Source organism: Saccharopolyspora sp. NPDC003752 (assembly GCF_053605825.1).
This window is the reverse complement of the sequence record NZ_JBSGJZ010000019.1, coordinates 149093-163948: the sequence shown is the minus strand read 5'-3', so window position 1 is coordinate 163948 and position 14856 is coordinate 149093. Positions and strand designations below refer to the sequence as shown.

The window sequence follows — 14856 nt, the reverse complement described above, 5'->3', positions numbered from 1 at the left end:
GATTACTTTGTCCCAACCACAGACCTTTGGTAACTTCTTGCTGCTATGGCGACAAGAAGTGCGCACGGGTCTCTCAGCGGAGGCGGGCCTCGACCGCCGGGTAGTCGGTGTAGCCCCGCTCGCCGCCGCCGTAGATGTGGTCGGCGTCCACCGGTGCGAGCGGATGGCCGCCTGCGAACCTCACCGGTAGGTCGGGGTTGCTGATGAACAACCGGCCGTAGGACATCACGTCGGCGAGACCGGATCGCAGGACGCGTTCCCCGGCTTGCCGGGTGGTCGGTTCGGGGCCGTTGAAGTTCGCGATCAGCGTTCCCGGCCACCGGGGCCGCAGATCCGCCAGCGCCGGGTAGTTCCCGCGTTCCACGATGTGCAGGTAGGCGAGCCCGAGCGGTTCGACGGCGTCGACCAGGGCCCGGTAGGTGCCTTGCGGATCCTGCTCGGCGATGTCGTTCTCGGGGTTGTCCGGCGAGATCCGCAGCCCGACGCGGTCGGCGCCGACCTCCGCGGCCACCGCTTCGACCGCCTCCACTGCCAGTCGCAACCGGCCGCTGCGGGAACCCCCGTAGCCGTCGCCGCGCACGTTGGTGTTCTCCGCGAGGAACTGCTGGATCAGGTAGCCGTTGGCGCCGTGCAGTTCCACGCCGTCGAAGCCCGCCCGGATCGCGTTCCCCGCCGCCACGCCGAAGTCCCGGATCGTGGCGTCGACCTCGGCGGTGGTCATGGCCCGCGGTGTGACGTGGTCGAGCAGGCCGTCGGCGGTGAAGATCGTGCCGGAGACCGCGCGGGCCGACGGCGCGACGGGGAGCTCGCCGAGCGTCCGCGGGTGGCTCATCCGGCCGACGTGCCACAGCTGAGCGAAGATCCGGCCGCCGCCGGCGTGCACGGCATCTGTGACGTGCCGCCAGCCGGCGACCTGCTCATCGGTGACCAGGCCGGGGATCCCGGGCCCGCCCTTGCCGAGCCGGTTCGGCCAGATCCCCTCGCTGACGATCAGCCCGGCGGCGGCGCGCTGGGCGTAGTAGTCACCGGTGATCGCGGCGGGCACGCCGGTGCGGTCGTCGGCGCGTCCCCTGGTCATCGGGGCCATCGCGATCCGGTTCGGCAGGCTCAGGCGCGCGCCGCGGTACGGCTGCAGCAGCGGACCGGTGGTCTCGATCGTGGTCATGGGTGGCTCCTGGAGTTCCGGTGCGGTCAGCGGGCGAGGGCGATCGCGTCGATCTCGATCTGCCAGTCCGGTCGGGCCAGCGAGGACACTTCCAGCAGCGTGTCGGCGGGGTACGGCTCGGCGAGGAATTCTTCGCGCAGCTCGATGACCGCCGGCAGGTTCGCGGCCATGTCCCGGACGAGGATGGTCACCTTGACGACGTCGGCGAGGGTGGCCCCGGCCGCGGCGAGCACCCGCTCGATGTTGGCGAACGCCTGCCTGCCCTGGGTCTTGAAGTCGCCGCCGACGGCGCGGCCGCGTTCGTCGATGCCCGCCTGACCGGAGACGTGGATGAACCCACCGGCCTTGATCGCCTGCGAGATCCGGTACGGCTCGTACCAGTCGGGATCGGTGGCGATGCGCTCGATGTCGGTGGTGGTCATGGCCGTCCTCCAAGTTTCATGCTCAGTATTTGTATGTGCATGCATATCTTGAGCATTCATGTACCTTGATGTCAACCACGACCGCCGCGACACCTGGGGGACCCGATGGCCGAGCCCGCCGCGGACGACCAGCTGTGGAGCCGGGTCGTCACGTTGTCCGGCCGGGTGGAGAGCGAGCTGGCCAAGGCCATGCAGCGCAAGCACCGGCTGGGCCTGTCGGAGTACCGGGCGCTGTGCCACCTGGCCGATGCGGACCAGGGCGAGCTGCGGATGCAGGAGCTCGCCGACGCCGTCGGGCTGAACCAGAGTTCGGCGAGCCGCCTGGTCGCCAGGCTGGAATCAGCCGGGCTCACGGTCCGCGACCACTGCCCGGCCGACCGCCGCGGCGTCTACAGCGTCATCACCGAAGCCGGACGCGAACTGCACGCGGCGGCCCAGCCCACCTACCTGGCGGCACTGGCCGCCGCGCTGGACCACGCCGCCGCCGACCCCGACCTGGCCACCACCGTCAAGGCACTCCGCGGATAGGACGTTCCACCCGGCGAAGTGACGCCCAGTTCGCAGTTTCAATTGAAACTGCGACCGGCCGCTACTTCCGGCGGAGGCGGGCCCTGGCGGCGAAGTCCGGGTCGAGCCGGATCCCCGGCGGGGTCCGCGGTCCCCTCGGGGCCGGGACCGCCGAGCCGATCGCGCCCGTCAGGTGGGTTCGCTGGGACGGGACCATCAGCCACGGCTGGCGGGGGCCGAGCAGCGGCGAGTACACCGGCACGAAGCCCTGGTCCAGCAGCGAGATCGCGAAGTCCACCGCCACGTGGCCGCGGTCGTCGAGCACCCCGGTGCCCTGCCAGGGCAGCAGGCCGGAGCCGCCGAGGTAGGTGAACCCGAGGCAGCCCTTGCGGACCGCGCTGAGCGTCAGCCGCACCCGGTTCGGGAACATCCGCTCGTAACCGAACTCCTCGTCGACCTGCATCGTCGCCATGTAGCGGAGCACCGTGTGCCAAGCCCGGCGCAGCACCGCGCAGCGCGCCTGGCGCACCTCGGCCGACACGGTCTGGTCGGTCACGTTGTAGATGTCCGCGTAGACCGCCGTGGACCACTCCAGCCGGTCCGTGCCCGCGGGCACCACGACCGGCACCGAATACACCAGCGACATCAGGATTTCCCGGAACAGCCCGATGACGTGCGGCGCGAACTCGCCCAATTCGGCGGTGCGCAGGTGCACCAGCTCCAGCGTCCGCAGCGGGTTGTCGGTGATGTCGAAGGACCTCAGCGACTCCGCGAGCAGCCGGCGGTAGCGGGCGACCCGCGACGTGTGCTCGGCCTTCAGCCCGGGCAAGCCGAGCCGCTGCTCGGCGACCGCGTCGATCTCCTCGACGGTGGTCCGGTCGCCGATGCCGACCAGGTCGACGTACTCGCGCAGCTTCTTCTGGTACGCGTCGGTGATCGCGTGCGGGCGGCTCCGGAAGTGCCTGCCGTCGGTGAGGATGTTGAAGTGCAGGCCGGGCCGGTGCACCGCGCTGACCGCCTGCTGGAGCTCCCGAAGCCGCGCCATGGCACCGAGTTCGGCGAAGTCCGGCAGCGGGCCGCCGGCCTTGAGCCGGTTCAGGCACTGCTTGACCGGGAAGCCGAGCAGCACCACCTCGATGGGCTCGCCGCGGCGCACGAACGGTTCGGCGTCGCGCCGCAGGTCGGCGGGTTGGTAGTTGGCGCGGGAGCCCTTGATGAACTGCTTGCGGGTGAACACGTGGTGCAGCGCCGCCAGCACCTGCTCGGGTTCGCTGCGCTCGTCGATGCCGAACTTCGCGACCGCGCTGCGCCCGGTCCGCGCCGCCGCCCGGTCCGCGTCGGCCACCACCGAGTCCACGATGGACAGCGATTCCTGTTCGGTCAGGTGCACGGCCCAGCGCTGCGCCTGGCGGTTCTTGCGCAACGCGCCGATCTGCAGTTCTTCCAGCGAGTGCGTGTTGGAAAGCCGCTGACCGCTGCGCGTGCCGGGCCGCGGCGTGGTCTCGAAGGTGGCGATCACCGCGGCGGCATCGGCCACCGGCTGCGTCGGGAGTCGTTCGGCGGCCAGGCCGGGGATCTCGACGGCGACCGGAAGGGCCCCGCCGAACTCCTTGGTCACGGCGATGCGGTTCGCCAGCTCGTCGTCGAAGACCGCCACCACGTCGACATCGCCGAGCTCGCGGAGCTTCTCCACCTTCAGCTCCGTGCGCGGGCGGCCGCCGTCCTCGGACAGGCACAGCAGCGTCGCGTCCGGCACCCCGGCGGCGGCCAGCACCTCCTCGGTGTGCTCGCGGAACCGCTCGCGCCGGCCGGTGCAGAACACCACCCGCCCGCCGGCGTCCTGCACGTCCCAGACGAACCGGGCCAGCCCGGCGTTCACGCTGTCGGTGCGCAGCTTCTCCCGCGGCCGGGCCAGGAACGAGCGGGTGAAGTCGGCGCGCACCTCTTCCCAGTCGACGGACGGGTAGCGCTCGCGCAGCCCGCTGCGGGAGACGAAGTTCTGCCAGGTGGCGGCCGCGTGGGTCGGCAGCAGCGGAAGCGTGCCGGGGCCGGCCAGCTCCAGGATGCCGCCCGGCGCGCCCGGCCGAGGCCCCGAAACCGAGCGGGCGGCGTCCAGGATCCGCTGCAGCGGCACGAGCCCGCACAGGTCGACGTCGATCACGACCGCGGGCTGCGGCAACCGGTCGTCCCAGCGGCGCCGGCGGGTGCGCTGCTGGACCCGGTCCAGCACCGATTTCAGCACCTCGTCCTGCGCTTCCGGCACGGTGTGGACGTAGCACTGCAGCGGCTGTTCGCCGGAGAGCAGCTCCGCGGTGCGCGGCCCCAGGAAGCGCAGTTCCTCGGCGATCACCCGGTCGACGGCCTGCCGCACCCGGCTCTCCCGCCGCGCGGATTCGAGGCGGCTGAACCCGGCGCTGAGCTCGTCGAGGGTCTCCACCAGCGCGCGCGCTCCCGCCGACACCTCGGCACGGGTCGGCTCGTGGCTCACCCGCAGGTAGTCGGTCACCACGATCCGGCCGGTGGCCTGCAGCTCCGGCGAGAGCTCGAAGGCGATTCCGCCGCCGCCCAGGGCGAACAGCCCGATCCCGTGCACGTCCAGGGCCAGCCGGAAGGTGCGCAGCAGCGGGCGGACGAAGTGCTCCAGGAAGTACTCGAGTTCGTCCTCACGCCGCTCGAAGCGGTTGTCCAGCACCACGCGCAGCAGGCCCGGGGTGCCGTCGTCCACCGGTTGCAGCAGCGTGGCCAGGTCGGTCGCGATGGTGCCGCCGGGGTGCGTCGGATGGGCGGGTGCGGGCTCGGCGATGCGGGTCAGCGCGGCCGAGCCGGTGCCGGTGTCCACCACGACCGCGGGCACCGGCTGGGTGGCGCAGTGCATCCGCAGGTCCGGATCGGATTCCACAATGGACGACAGCCGCTCCCAGCCGCGCAGTTGGCGCAGGGCGCGCTCGCGGGGGCCGGCGGCCTGCAGCTGCACGGTGCGCTCCGGCCCGCTGACGGTGATCCGCTCGGCGGGGAACGGCACGCTGCGGTTGGGACCGAGCACCGCGGCGAAGCAGTCCTCGGCGAGCTGGTGCCGGGTCGAGGTCAGCAGGTCCGCGCGGTCGGCGGGCAGCGGCACCGAGCCGCCGGTGTCGCGGTCCGCGGCCAGCGACCGGGTCAGCCGGTGCAGCCACGCCGGGTCGAACACCCGGCGGGTCCGGCGCAGCCGGACCAGCGCGCGGTAGAGATCGGACCAGTTCGGATCGTGCCCCAGCGGCAGCCCCGCCCCGGCCCCGGCGCCGCTGAGCTGCAGCGATCCCCCGGCCGAGCGCTCGACCCGCAGGCCGTAGCCACCGGCGGAGAGCAGGTCGTTCGCGGCCGGGATGGTCAGCGGGTGCCACAGCCCGGGCGGCACGTCCGCGGCCGTGGCGGGCGGGCTCGCCGGTGCGGCGAGCTCCGGGGACAGTCGCGCGGTCACGGGGCTGCGGTGCGCGTCGCGCGCGTGGCAGCCGAACAGGCACGGGTACCGGCGGCAGGTGTGCCACCGCACCAGGTTCTTCCCCCAGTCGATGTCCACCTGGCAAGCAGAGCACGTGGCACGGCGGGAAAACGAGGGGCGGCCGGGCAGTAACCCACGATGACCTTTCTGTCACTGAGAATGACGGCTCGGATCACACTAGATAGCGACCTTGTGCGCTGACAACATGACTCACTGCATATGCCAACGGTGTAACGCGACAAGATCCGCAGGTCAGAGACCCGCCCAGAAAGCACCCGATGACCAACCGACAGGGTCTGGTCAACCCATCAACAAAGAAATCACCCGAACGACTGATACCGTCCCCGGCATGTCCGGAGCGCACGACCGCCCGCGGGCCGGGAAACTGTGGACATCGCCGGCACCGGGAGAAATCCCCGGAACCAGTCGGTGAACCAGACCGCCGAGTCGAACTCGGCAGCCATCTCCCCCAGGGCTCCCCTGAAAGAGAATCATGGTCGTGGTCGGCAAGATGGTCAGTGAACATGATCAAGGAGTCGCCTTGCCTGCCGAAGTAGCCCCGTTGCGCCGGAAGCCGGTCCAGCAACGCAGCGCACAACGTGTGGAGAAGATGCTCTCGGCCTGCGCCGAGCTGATCGACGAGGTGGGCTATGACGGTTTAACCACCACGCTCATCGCCGAGCGGGCCGGCGTCGCGGTCGGCTCGCTCTACCAGTTCTTCCCGGACAAGCGCGCCGTGGTCCAGGAACTCACGCTGCGCAACCTGGACCGCTTCGTGCGCACCGTGTCGGCCCGGTTCGACCAGCTGGAGCTGGCGCACTGGTGGGACGCGGTGGACGCCGTCTTCGACGTCTACCTGACGATGCACCGGGAGGTCCCGGCGTTCAGCCGGCTGCACTTCGGCGACGTGGTGGACCTGCGGCTGCTGGATCCGAGCAAGGACAACAACGCGGTGATCGCGGAGAAGCTGACCGGGCTGATCGCCGAGGAGTTCAGGCTCGACCCGGTGGACCTGCTGCTGCCGCTGGCGGTCGCGGTCGAGGCGGCGGATGCGGTGCTGCACCTGGCTTTCCGGCGCGATCCCGCCGGCGAGCCGACGCTCGTCGCGGAGGCGAAGGAACTGGTGCGCGGCTACCTGTCCAACCGGATGCCCGAGGGTCAGCCGAAGGATCTGCCTTCGCCGCGGTAGGTCGGCACGGTGGCGGTCAGCCGGTCGGCCGCCACCAGGTGGTAGTGCGCGAACCGCTCGGCGGGCTCGCCCGCCTTCGCGTGCCGGAACCACACCCGGTCGCCGAGCCGGAGCCGCCCGGCCGCCGCCCCGGCCACGGGCGTCTGCACCTCGCCGGCGCCCTCGGTCGCGAGCAGCCGCAGGCCGCCCGGCGAGTGCGGCACGGGCAGCCGGTCGGCCCCGACCGGCCCGGAAGCGAGGTAGCCGCCGCCGAACAACGTCGCGATCCGCGCGGTGGGGCGGTGCACGACGGGCAACGCGTAGAACACCGCAGGCCGCGGGCGGAAGGAGCGGTAGCCGTCGAACAGCGTCGGGCCGATCAGCCCGGAGCCGGCGGCGACCTCGGTGACGGCTCGTTCCGCGGCGGTGCCCTCCAGGCTGCCGGTGCCACCGCCGTTGACGAACTCCAGCGGGGTCAACGCCTGCACCGCGCGCACCACGGCGGCCCGGCGTTCGGCGAGCTCGGCGGCCGACCGGCGCTGCATCCAGCGCAGCGCGGCGGCCTTCACCGGCTTGCCGTGCGGCGCGTCGCCGAGCCCCGCGATCTGGCCCTCGTACGCCATCAGCCCGACCAGGCGAAAACCCTTGCGGCGCAACACCGATTCGGCGATCCGGCGAGTCTGCGCGACGGTGTGCACCGGAGAGCGCCGGGTGCCGACGTGCAGACCGGGCAGCGGCCGCCAGGCCGCGTCGACCTCCAGGCAGAGCCGGATGGCGGGCCGGTCGGGGCCGAGCGCGGCGTCGATGAGGTCGAGGTGGTCGACGGAGTCGACCATGAGCGAGATCGACGCGGCGGCGGCCGGGTCGGCCGCGAGGTCGCGCAGCGCCGAGCGGTCGACGGTCGGGTAGGCGACGAGGATGTCGTCGCTGAGTCCTTCGCGGTGCAGCCAGATCGCCTCGGCGAGGCTGTAGCACATCAGCCCGGCGTAGCCCGGGACCTGCAGCACCCGGTGCAGGAGCTCGCGGCAGCGCACCGACTTCGTCGCCACCCGGATCGGCCGCCCGGCGGCCCGCCGCACCAGGTCGGCGGCGTTGTGGTCGAACGCGTCGAGGTCGACCACCGCGAACGGGGGGTCGAGCTCGCTGGTGATCTCGTCGAACCGGCGCACGCGGACAACAGTAAGCCGAAAACTCTTGTTATGTGAATCTTATTCACATAATTTCTCCGCGATGGCACCCGAAGGAGGGTTGGCGATGCAGCGTTGGACCAACTGGGCGGGCACTGCCACCGCCACGCCCAGCGCCTTGGTGGCGCCGCGCGACACCGACGAGGCCGCGGCGGCGATCCGCGACGCGGCTCGCGGCGGCGGCACCGTCCGGCCGCTGGGGACCGGCCACTCGTTCTCCGGCATCGGCTCGCCGGACACCGGCTGCGCCCTGGACCTCTCGCACTGGTCCGGGATCGTGCACGCCGATCCGCACACCGGGCTGGTCAAGGTGCGCGCCGGCACGCCGCTGCACCGCCTCAACGCCGAGCTCGACGGGCTCGGCCTGGCGATGGCGAACCTCGGCGACATCGACCGGCAGACCATCGCGGGCGCCATCTCGACCGGTACCCACGGCACCGGCGCCGGGCTCGGCGGCCTGGCGACCCAGGTCGAAGAGCTGGAACTGCTGCTCGCAGACGGCACCGAGAAGCGCTGCTCGGCCGCGGAGAACCCGGAGCTGTTCGCCGCCGCCCGGCTCGGGCTCGGCGCGATCGGCGTGATCACGACCGTGACGCTGCGCTGCGTGCCGGCGTTCTCGCTGGTCGCCGAGGAACGACCGGCGCGGCTGGACGACGTGCTGGACGGCTTCGACCAGCTCGCCGCCGACAACGACCACGTCGAGTTCTACTGGTTCCCGCACGCCTCGAACACGCTGGTCAAGCGGAACAACCGGCTGCCCGCCGGGCAATCGCCGCGGCCGCTGCACCCGCTCCGGCACTTCCTGGAGTACGAGGTGCTGGAGAACCGGCTGTTCGGCGCGGTCTGCCGGCTGGGGCGCGCGGTGCCCGCATCGGTGCGGCCGCTCAACCGGTTCTGCGCCGCGACCTGGTCCGCGCGTTCCTACAGCGACAGCTCGCACCGGGTCTTCACGACGCAGCGCAACGTCCGGTTCGTCGAATGCGAGTACGCCGTGCCGCGGGAGGCGCTGCGCGACGTCCTCCAGGAGCTGCGGGCCGCGGTCGGCCGGCTCGACGATCCGGTGATGTTCCCGGTGGAGGTGCGGGTCGCGGCCGCCGACGACGTGTGGCTGTCGACCGCGTACCAGCGGCCGTCGGCCTACATCGCGATCCACCAGTTCCGGGGCATGCCGCACCGGCGTTGGTTCGACGCGTTCGAGGACATCGCCGGTGCGCACGGCGGACGGCCGCACTGGGGCAAGATGCACCGGCTCGACGCCGCGGCGCTGCGCGAGCGCTACCCGCGGTTCGACGACTTCCGCCGGGTGCGCGCCGAGGTCGACCCCACCGGGGTCTTCCGGAACCCCTACCTGGACCGGGTCCTCGACGCCTGTGGATAACTCGCGCAATTTCAATGGAAATCAGAGGTCCGATTTCCATTGAAATTGCGGCCTACGGGTCAGCGGAGGGCCGCGCGGACGGCCTCGGGGATCGGGGTCTCGCCGTTGACGAGCTCCAGGGCACGCCTCGCCGCGGCGGGCTGGTCGAGCAGGGCCAGCAGCACCGCGGCGACGTCCGCGCGGGTCACCTCGGCCCGGTCGACCGATGCCGCCAGCGCGACGCGCCCGGTCGGCGGGTCGTCGGTCAGGCGACCCGGCCGCAGGATCGTCCAGTCCAGCGATCGCGGCCGGAGGTCCTGCTCCGCCGCGCGCTTGGCGTCCAGGTACGCGCCGAACACCGGGTCCACGTCCGGCGGGTTCGGGCGCGTCGTCCCCATCGAGCTGACCTGCAGGAATCGGCGAACTCCGGCCCGCTCGCAGGCGTCCGCCAGCAGCGCGGAGGCCGCGCGGTCCACGGTGTCCTTCCGCGACTCGCCGCTGCCCGGACCGGCCCCGGCGGCGAACACCGCGGCGTCCACATCGGACAGCAGAGCGGCGAGCGCATCGGCGTCGAGCCGCTCCAGATCGGCCAGCTGCGGCTGCACCCCATCGGCGCGGAGGTCGTCGGCGTGGTCGGGGTTGCGGATCAGCCCGAGCACGGAGTCACCGCGCTCGACGAGCATCGCCCCCAGGTGCCGCGCGATCTTCCCGTGCGCCCCGGCAATCACGATTCGCATGCCACCCAACCTAGGGCACACGCGCCCGCACAGCCTGTGGACAACTCACCACAGGCTGTGGACAACTCGCCCCGTCGGTCGTGAGTGCGCAGCCGGGTGGCGCGCCCGATTGCGCTACGCACTCACGACCAGACCCCAGGGGCTGGCTTCGGGGTTCAGCGGCGCGACGGGGCGGGGGCCTCCGTCGCGAGCAGCTGCTGGTAGACGACCTCGTTCACCCAGCGGGACACCGCGGTGTGCTCGACCGGCGGGGCGTCGTCGAAGCACCGCCCGTCCAGCTCCACCTGCACGTCGTCGCCGTCCGCGCTGAGCACCGCGATGCCGAACTGGCGGGCGCGGATCAGGCAGGTCGAGGCGAAGTCCGGGGCCACCGCGACGTTGCGCGGCACCACGATGGCGGCGCTGGCGAACCGGGCGAACGGCACCGCGGCGGTCAGCGCGCTGCGCCAGTGCCGGGCCGGGGCGAGGACGCCGGTGACCCGGGCCGCGGGCGGCGGCACGCGCCCGTCCATCTCCGGCCACACCCAGGTGGCGATCTCGGCGCGGTCCAGCACCGGACCACTGCCGAAGCACAGGCGTTCGGCGTGCGCGTCGGGGAGCAGCTCGGCGGTCGCGATGATCTGCCGCCCGAGCAGCTTCACGGGCGGCAGCACGCTGCCTGCCCAACCCAACGTGTCCACCGACCGCTGAGCGAGCCGGCCCATGGAAGCGGCGAGCCCCAGCGGGGACCGAAGCTGCGTCGTCGAGCAGGCTCGGAGCTCGTCCTCGGTCCAGGCACGTCCCGGCATTCCGGTCACGGCGTTCCGCCTCCCTCATGCACTGCGCTTGCACTCCGCGGCCTCCGACAACGGGGCCACTGCCGACTTAAACAGCTCGGAGCGGGTTTTGCGCTGCTCAACGGGGGTCCCTGCGACCGGCGGCGGGCATCGGTCGGTGACTGGTCGACGAATGACATCAGGACTTCAGCCCAGCGATGCCGCCATTCAGGTGATGCCGGTACGGCACCTGCCAATCGGGTTTTCCGCGACCACCCAAGGCGAATTCGGCCGGCCCCGCAAAACGACCACCGGTGGGGCGGTCAGTGCGACAGCAGGTCGAGGTTGATCCGCTCCTGCTCGACGAGCCGCTGGCGGATGCCCTCCGCGGCCGGCAGCAGCGGCTTGACCAGCTTCGAAACCTCCGCGCGGACGCTGTGCGCCACCACGCCGAGCGCCGCGACGACCGTGCCGCCCGCGTCGTGCACCGGGACCGCGACGGAGCAGTTCCCGAGCGTCATCTCCTCGTTGGCCTGTGCGAATCCCCGGCTTCGCACGGTCTGCAGCTCGCGCCCCAGCCGACCGGGCTCGGTGATGGTGTAAGCGGTGTAACGGGACAGCCCGCGTTCGCAGTAGTGGTGCATCACCGTGCTCGGCGCATGGGCGAGGAGCACCTTGCCGACGCCGGTCGAGTGCAACGGCAGCCGACCGCCGCTTCGCGAGATGATCGGCACGGCCCGCGGCGTGGTCAGCTTCTCGACGTAGACGACCTCCAGCCCGTCGCGGACCGCGAGGTGGACGTTGTCGTGGGTGTTCTGGCACAGCTCCTGCATGTACGGCAGGGCGATCTCGCGGAGCCGGCTGTTCACCGGCGCCAGCAGCCCGATCTCCCACAGCCGCAGCCCTATCGCGTAGCGGCCGTCGCCGTCGCGCTCCAGCGCACCCCACATCTCCAGCTCGCGGACCAGCCGGTGCGCCGTGGCCAGCGGGATCTCCGCACGCCGGGCGATGGCGGTGAGGGTGAGCCGGGTGTGGTCGATGTCGAAGGCGGTGAGGACGCTGAGCGCCCGAGCCGTGACCGACCGGCCAGGATCCCGGCTGTTGCCCGCCATGACTTCCTCCCGTGCAAGTGCTCGAACTGTTCTGCGTAGCGGTGCCGGTAGCGGAGCAAGCTGCGAGGGCGGGCTGAGCGGCTGTGCCGCTCTGAGGGCATGCACGTGCCCGCCTCCAGTGTCGACCCCGACGATGCGCAAGCCCAGCACAGTCCGCGGCTGTCGCCAAGATCTGTTTTACCGCGCACCGACGAGGTATCGGAGCGGCCATCAGGCGAGGCCGAGCAGGGCGGTGAACGCCTCGGCCTGTTCGACGTTGGCCAGGTGCGCTGCGTGCGGCAGCACTTCCAGCCGGGCGTTGGCGCCGATCCCGGCGACGATCGCGGCGCCGTGCTCCGGCGGCGTGGCGGGATCCTCGTCCCCGGCGACGACCAGCGTCGGCGCGGTGATGGCGGGCAGGTCGGGGCGCAGGTCGGCGCGACCGATCAGCTCCGAGCACAGCGCGTACGCCTCGTCGTCGGTGCTGGCGATCATCGCGGCGTAGATGGCGGTTTCGGCGTGCCACTCGCGGAAGTACGGGGTGAACCACTGCTCGATGGTCGGCGCGACCAGCTCGTTGGTGCCGTGCTCGCGAGCGGCGGCGGCCCGGTCGAGCTCGGCCTGCTCCTGCCCCAGCCAGGCGGAGCTGCAGCAGATGGTCAACGCCTCGATGCGATCACCGGCGTGCGCCCCGAGCCACAACCCGATCATCCCGCCGAGCGAGGAGCCCACGAACGAAGCCCGCGGCACCTCCAGGTGGTCCAGCAGCGCGAGGACGTCCGCACCGAGATCGGCCGGCGTGTAGGGGCCGGGCAGCACCGGGGATTCGCCGTGTCCGCGCTGGTTGTACCGAACCACGCGGTAAGCGCCGTTGAGCGCGTCGAGCTGCGGATCCCACATCTCCCAGGTGCAGCCGAGCGCGTTGGACAGCACGAGAACGGGAGCATCGGGATGCCCGGTCTCCCGCCACTCCAGGCCGAGTCGTTCCCACCGAGTCACGGAAGTCCCCCTGTCAGCTCACAACCCGAGCAGCGCCCGCATCCGCGCGTATTTCCGTTCAAGCCGCTCCCGCGTCACCGCGTCCAGCACGGCCAACCGCGCGGGATCGGCGTTGTGCGCCAGATCGGCCTCCTTCACCAGCAGTGCTCCAGGAGTTCCCAAGATCCGGGCGGCGTAGTCGGCGGGATCCTCACCGGCCCGCTTCGTCACGGCCAGCACGATCGCCTTGGTCTCCGGCGGCAGCGCGGCGGCCAGCAGCCATTCCTCGGAGAGGGCGTCGTCCTCGACGGCGTCGTGCAACCAGGCGGCGGCGACCTGCGCATCGCTGCCGCCCCGCTCCCGAACCCCGGAAGCGACGGCGGCCAGGTGCTCGACGTAGGGCCGCCCGGCCTTGTCGACCTGCCCGAGATGAGCGCGCGTGGCGATGGAAGCGACCTCATCGAGCCCCAGAACCGGACCAATCACACCGAAACCGTACAACCGATGGCGAAGGAGAAACCTGTTCGCTGTCCGCTGAAGGAGAACCCGGTACCAAAGCCCCAAACACCCCAAACCGCGCGCATGAGGCGGCCCAGCCCAACGAAAACCCAACAACGACCAGGAAAAGCGACCTTCGCCACACCCCGAGCGAAGCACCCGAGATTCCTGCTGGTCACGGGCCCGTGAGCGCTTTGGGGCGCCATAGCAACCCAAAACACGCACGACCCCGACCAGCAAGAACAGCAGAACACCAAGAAAAGAAAGAAGTGCCACAAAGCCAGGAACCACGCACCCGAGGACCGAGGCCCCAAGGCACGGAGAACGAAGAGGCCAAGCCGCAAGAAACGACCACGGAGAAACGAAGAAGTGAAGCGACGACCAGGCACAAGCCAGAAGGAAGGAGAGGCAGCAGGAAGCCAGGGAGAAACAGAGGGAAGAAGCGACGCACCCCACAGGCTGGTCGCTGAGCAGGCCGGGGACGCGCGAGAGGTGAGGAGCAGCACGAAAAGCGCCCACCGCACCGTGGGGGCTACGGGGGGCTCGGCCCCCGTATAGATATAGGAAGAGGCCCTCCCGGCGAAGCATGAGCCGGGAGGGCCTCTTCCGAGTGGGCGAGGAGGGAGTTGAACCCTCACGTCCTTTCGGACACACGGACCTGAACCGTGCGCGTCTGCCATTCCGCCACTCGCCCGTGGCTTGCCTGGAAGCTTACCTTGCTGTCTTCCGGGCCTTGGCACCGGGGTCGCTTTCGCTTCCCGCTGCCCTGTTGGCGAGAAGAAGATTAGCACGGGCTGACGAGGGGGTTCGGCGGGGGGTTGGACGAGTTGGGAACAGGGCGGTGTCTTGACCCGTTGGCCCAGATACGATGGTCGCCAGGAGTCGTACGCGTGAAGGGATTTTGCCGTGGGCCTCGTGCAGCGCTTTGAGCGCCGACTCGAAGGCATCGTCGGTAACGGCTTTGCGCGCGTGTTCGGCGGAAAGGTCGTCCCCCAGGAGGTCGCCCAGGCTCTGCAGCGGGAAGCCGAGCTGCAGGTCCGGGAGCTCGCCGGGGGACGGCTGCTCGCTTGCAACCACTACGTGGTGCAACTGAGCCCGTCCGACCACGATCGGCTCACCGGTGATGAGGCCCGGGTGACCGACCTCCTCGCCGACTGCGTTCAGGAGCATCTCACCGAGCAGGGGTGGGACACATATGGTGACGTCGTAGTCTCCCTGGAGCGCTCTGAGACGCTGCACACGGGACAGTTTCGAATCAGCTCGACCGTCGACCCCGACGTGACTCGACGGCCGGCACAACCGCGTACCGCAGGAGACCGACCCATGAGCCAGCCACCAGGCCACTACCCCCAGGGAGATCCGTACAACCAGCAGGGGCAGTACGGCTACGACCAGGGTTACGGCCAAGGCCAAGACCCCAACTACGGCTACGGCCAGCAGCAGCCGCAGCAGCCCGGTTATGACCAGGGTTACGGCCAGCAGCCGCAGCCCGGTTACGACCAGGGCGGCTACG

The 14856-nt window shown here is 71.0% G+C and carries 13 protein-coding genes and 1 tRNA gene; 4 read left to right on the top strand and 10 right to left on the bottom strand.

Features of this window, described 5'->3' with window-relative positions:
• Positions 1–73 precede the first annotated feature (73 nt).
• Positions 74–1165, bottom strand: a complete 1092-nt coding sequence (locus tag ACWEV3_RS24575) for an alkene reductase (RefSeq protein ID WP_452616161.1) — start codon at positions 1163–1165, stop codon at positions 74–76.
• A 26-nt stretch (positions 1166–1191) separates the two neighbouring features.
• Positions 1192–1587, bottom strand: a complete 396-nt coding sequence (locus ACWEV3_RS24570; RefSeq protein ID WP_452616160.1) for a RidA family protein — start codon at positions 1585–1587, stop codon at positions 1192–1194.
• Positions 1588–1692: 105 nt separating this feature from the next.
• Here ACWEV3_RS24570 and ACWEV3_RS24565 point away from each other — a divergent pair, with 105 nt between their 5' ends.
• On the top strand, positions 1693–2115 hold the full coding sequence (locus ACWEV3_RS24565) for a MarR family winged helix-turn-helix transcriptional regulator (protein WP_452616159.1): 423 nt from the start codon (positions 1693–1695) through the stop codon (positions 2113–2115).
• Positions 2116–2176: 61 nt separating this feature from the next.
• On the opposite strand, the gene ACWEV3_RS24560 is transcribed toward ACWEV3_RS24565, so the two are convergent.
• Positions 2177–5650: an L-tyrosine/L-tryptophan isonitrile synthase family protein gene (locus ACWEV3_RS24560; protein WP_452616158.1), complete on the bottom strand. Its 3474-nt coding sequence runs from the start codon at positions 5648–5650 to the stop codon at positions 2177–2179.
• Between the two features lie 433 nt (positions 5651–6083).
• On the opposite strand from ACWEV3_RS24560, the gene ACWEV3_RS24555 reads away from it, so the two are divergent.
• Positions 6084–6761 (top strand): TetR family transcriptional regulator, encoded by a 678-nt coding sequence (locus ACWEV3_RS24555; RefSeq protein WP_452616167.1) that lies wholly within the window; start codon positions 6084–6086, stop codon positions 6759–6761.
• Here ACWEV3_RS24555 and ACWEV3_RS24550 read toward each other — a convergent pair.
• Positions 6731–7909, bottom strand: coding sequence for an amino acid deaminase/aldolase (locus ACWEV3_RS24550; RefSeq protein WP_452616157.1), 1179 nt, complete (start codon positions 7907–7909; stop codon positions 6731–6733). The two genes, ACWEV3_RS24555 and ACWEV3_RS24550, sit on opposite strands and share 31 nt — an antisense overlap.
• 85 nt (positions 7910–7994) lie before the next feature.
• Between ACWEV3_RS24550 and ACWEV3_RS24545 the strand changes: the two genes are divergently transcribed.
• Positions 7995–9305: a D-arabinono-1,4-lactone oxidase gene (locus ACWEV3_RS24545; protein ID WP_452616156.1), complete on the top strand. Its 1311-nt coding sequence runs from the start codon at positions 7995–7997 to the stop codon at positions 9303–9305.
• A 59-nt stretch (positions 9306–9364) separates the two neighbouring features.
• Here ACWEV3_RS24545 and ACWEV3_RS24540 read toward each other — a convergent pair whose 3' ends face one another.
• The 6 genes from ACWEV3_RS24540 to ACWEV3_RS24515 form a co-directional block, all read right to left on the bottom strand.
• Complete coding sequence (locus tag ACWEV3_RS24540; RefSeq protein ID WP_452616155.1) at positions 9365–10021, bottom strand: SDR family oxidoreductase; 657 nt, start codon at positions 10019–10021, stop codon at positions 9365–9367.
• 155 nt (positions 10022–10176) lie between these two features.
• Complete coding sequence (locus ACWEV3_RS24535) at positions 10177–10809, bottom strand: hypothetical protein (protein WP_207954119.1); 633 nt, start codon at positions 10807–10809, stop codon at positions 10177–10179.
• Positions 10810–11099: 290 nt separating this feature from the next.
• On the bottom strand, positions 11100–11888 hold the full coding sequence (locus ACWEV3_RS24530) for an IclR family transcriptional regulator (RefSeq protein WP_452616154.1): 789 nt from the start codon (positions 11886–11888) through the stop codon (positions 11100–11102).
• 210 nt (positions 11889–12098) lie between these two features.
• A complete protein-coding gene (locus ACWEV3_RS24525; protein WP_452616153.1) occupies positions 12099–12866 on the bottom strand; it encodes an alpha/beta fold hydrolase in 768 nt (255 codons plus the stop codon).
• 18 nt (positions 12867–12884) lie between these two features.
• Complete coding sequence (locus tag ACWEV3_RS24520) at positions 12885–13331, bottom strand: HD domain-containing protein (protein WP_452616152.1); 447 nt, start codon at positions 13329–13331, stop codon at positions 12885–12887.
• 623 nt (positions 13332–13954) lie between these two features.
• Positions 13955–14037, bottom strand: a tRNA-Leu gene (locus tag ACWEV3_RS24515).
• A gap of 212 nt (positions 14038–14249) precedes the next feature.
• On the opposite strand from ACWEV3_RS24515, the gene ACWEV3_RS24510 reads away from it, so the two are divergent.
• Positions 14250–14856 (top strand): DUF3662 domain-containing protein (locus tag ACWEV3_RS24510; RefSeq protein ID WP_452616151.1); only part of this gene is annotated, 607 nt, incomplete at its 3' end.

Bases quoted from the DNA above. Each gene is read 5' to 3' on its own strand.
- ACWEV3_RS24575 (WP_452616161.1), bottom strand. From the start codon at position 1,165: ATGACCACGATCGAGACCACCGGTCCGCTGCTGCAGCCGTACCGCGGC.
- ACWEV3_RS24570 (WP_452616160.1), bottom strand. From the start codon at position 1,587: ATGACCACCACCGACATCGAGCGCATCGCCACCGATCCCGACTGGTAC.
- ACWEV3_RS24565 (WP_452616159.1), top strand. From the start codon at position 1,693: ATGGCCGAGCCCGCCGCGGACGACCAGCTGTGGAGCCGGGTCGTCACG.
- ACWEV3_RS24555 (WP_452616167.1), top strand. From the start codon at position 6,084: ATGGTCAGTGAACATGATCAAGGAGTCGCCTTGCCTGCCGAAGTAGCC.
- ACWEV3_RS24545 (WP_452616156.1), top strand. From the start codon at position 7,995: ATGCAGCGTTGGACCAACTGGGCGGGCACTGCCACCGCCACGCCCAGC.
- ACWEV3_RS24540 (WP_452616155.1), bottom strand. From the start codon at position 10,021: ATGCGAATCGTGATTGCCGGGGCGCACGGGAAGATCGCGCGGCACCTG.
- ACWEV3_RS24535 (WP_207954119.1), bottom strand. From the start codon at position 10,809: ATGCCGGGACGTGCCTGGACCGAGGACGAGCTCCGAGCCTGCTCGACG.
- ACWEV3_RS24530 (WP_452616154.1), bottom strand. From the start codon at position 11,888: ATGGCGGGCAACAGCCGGGATCCTGGCCGGTCGGTCACGGCTCGGGCG.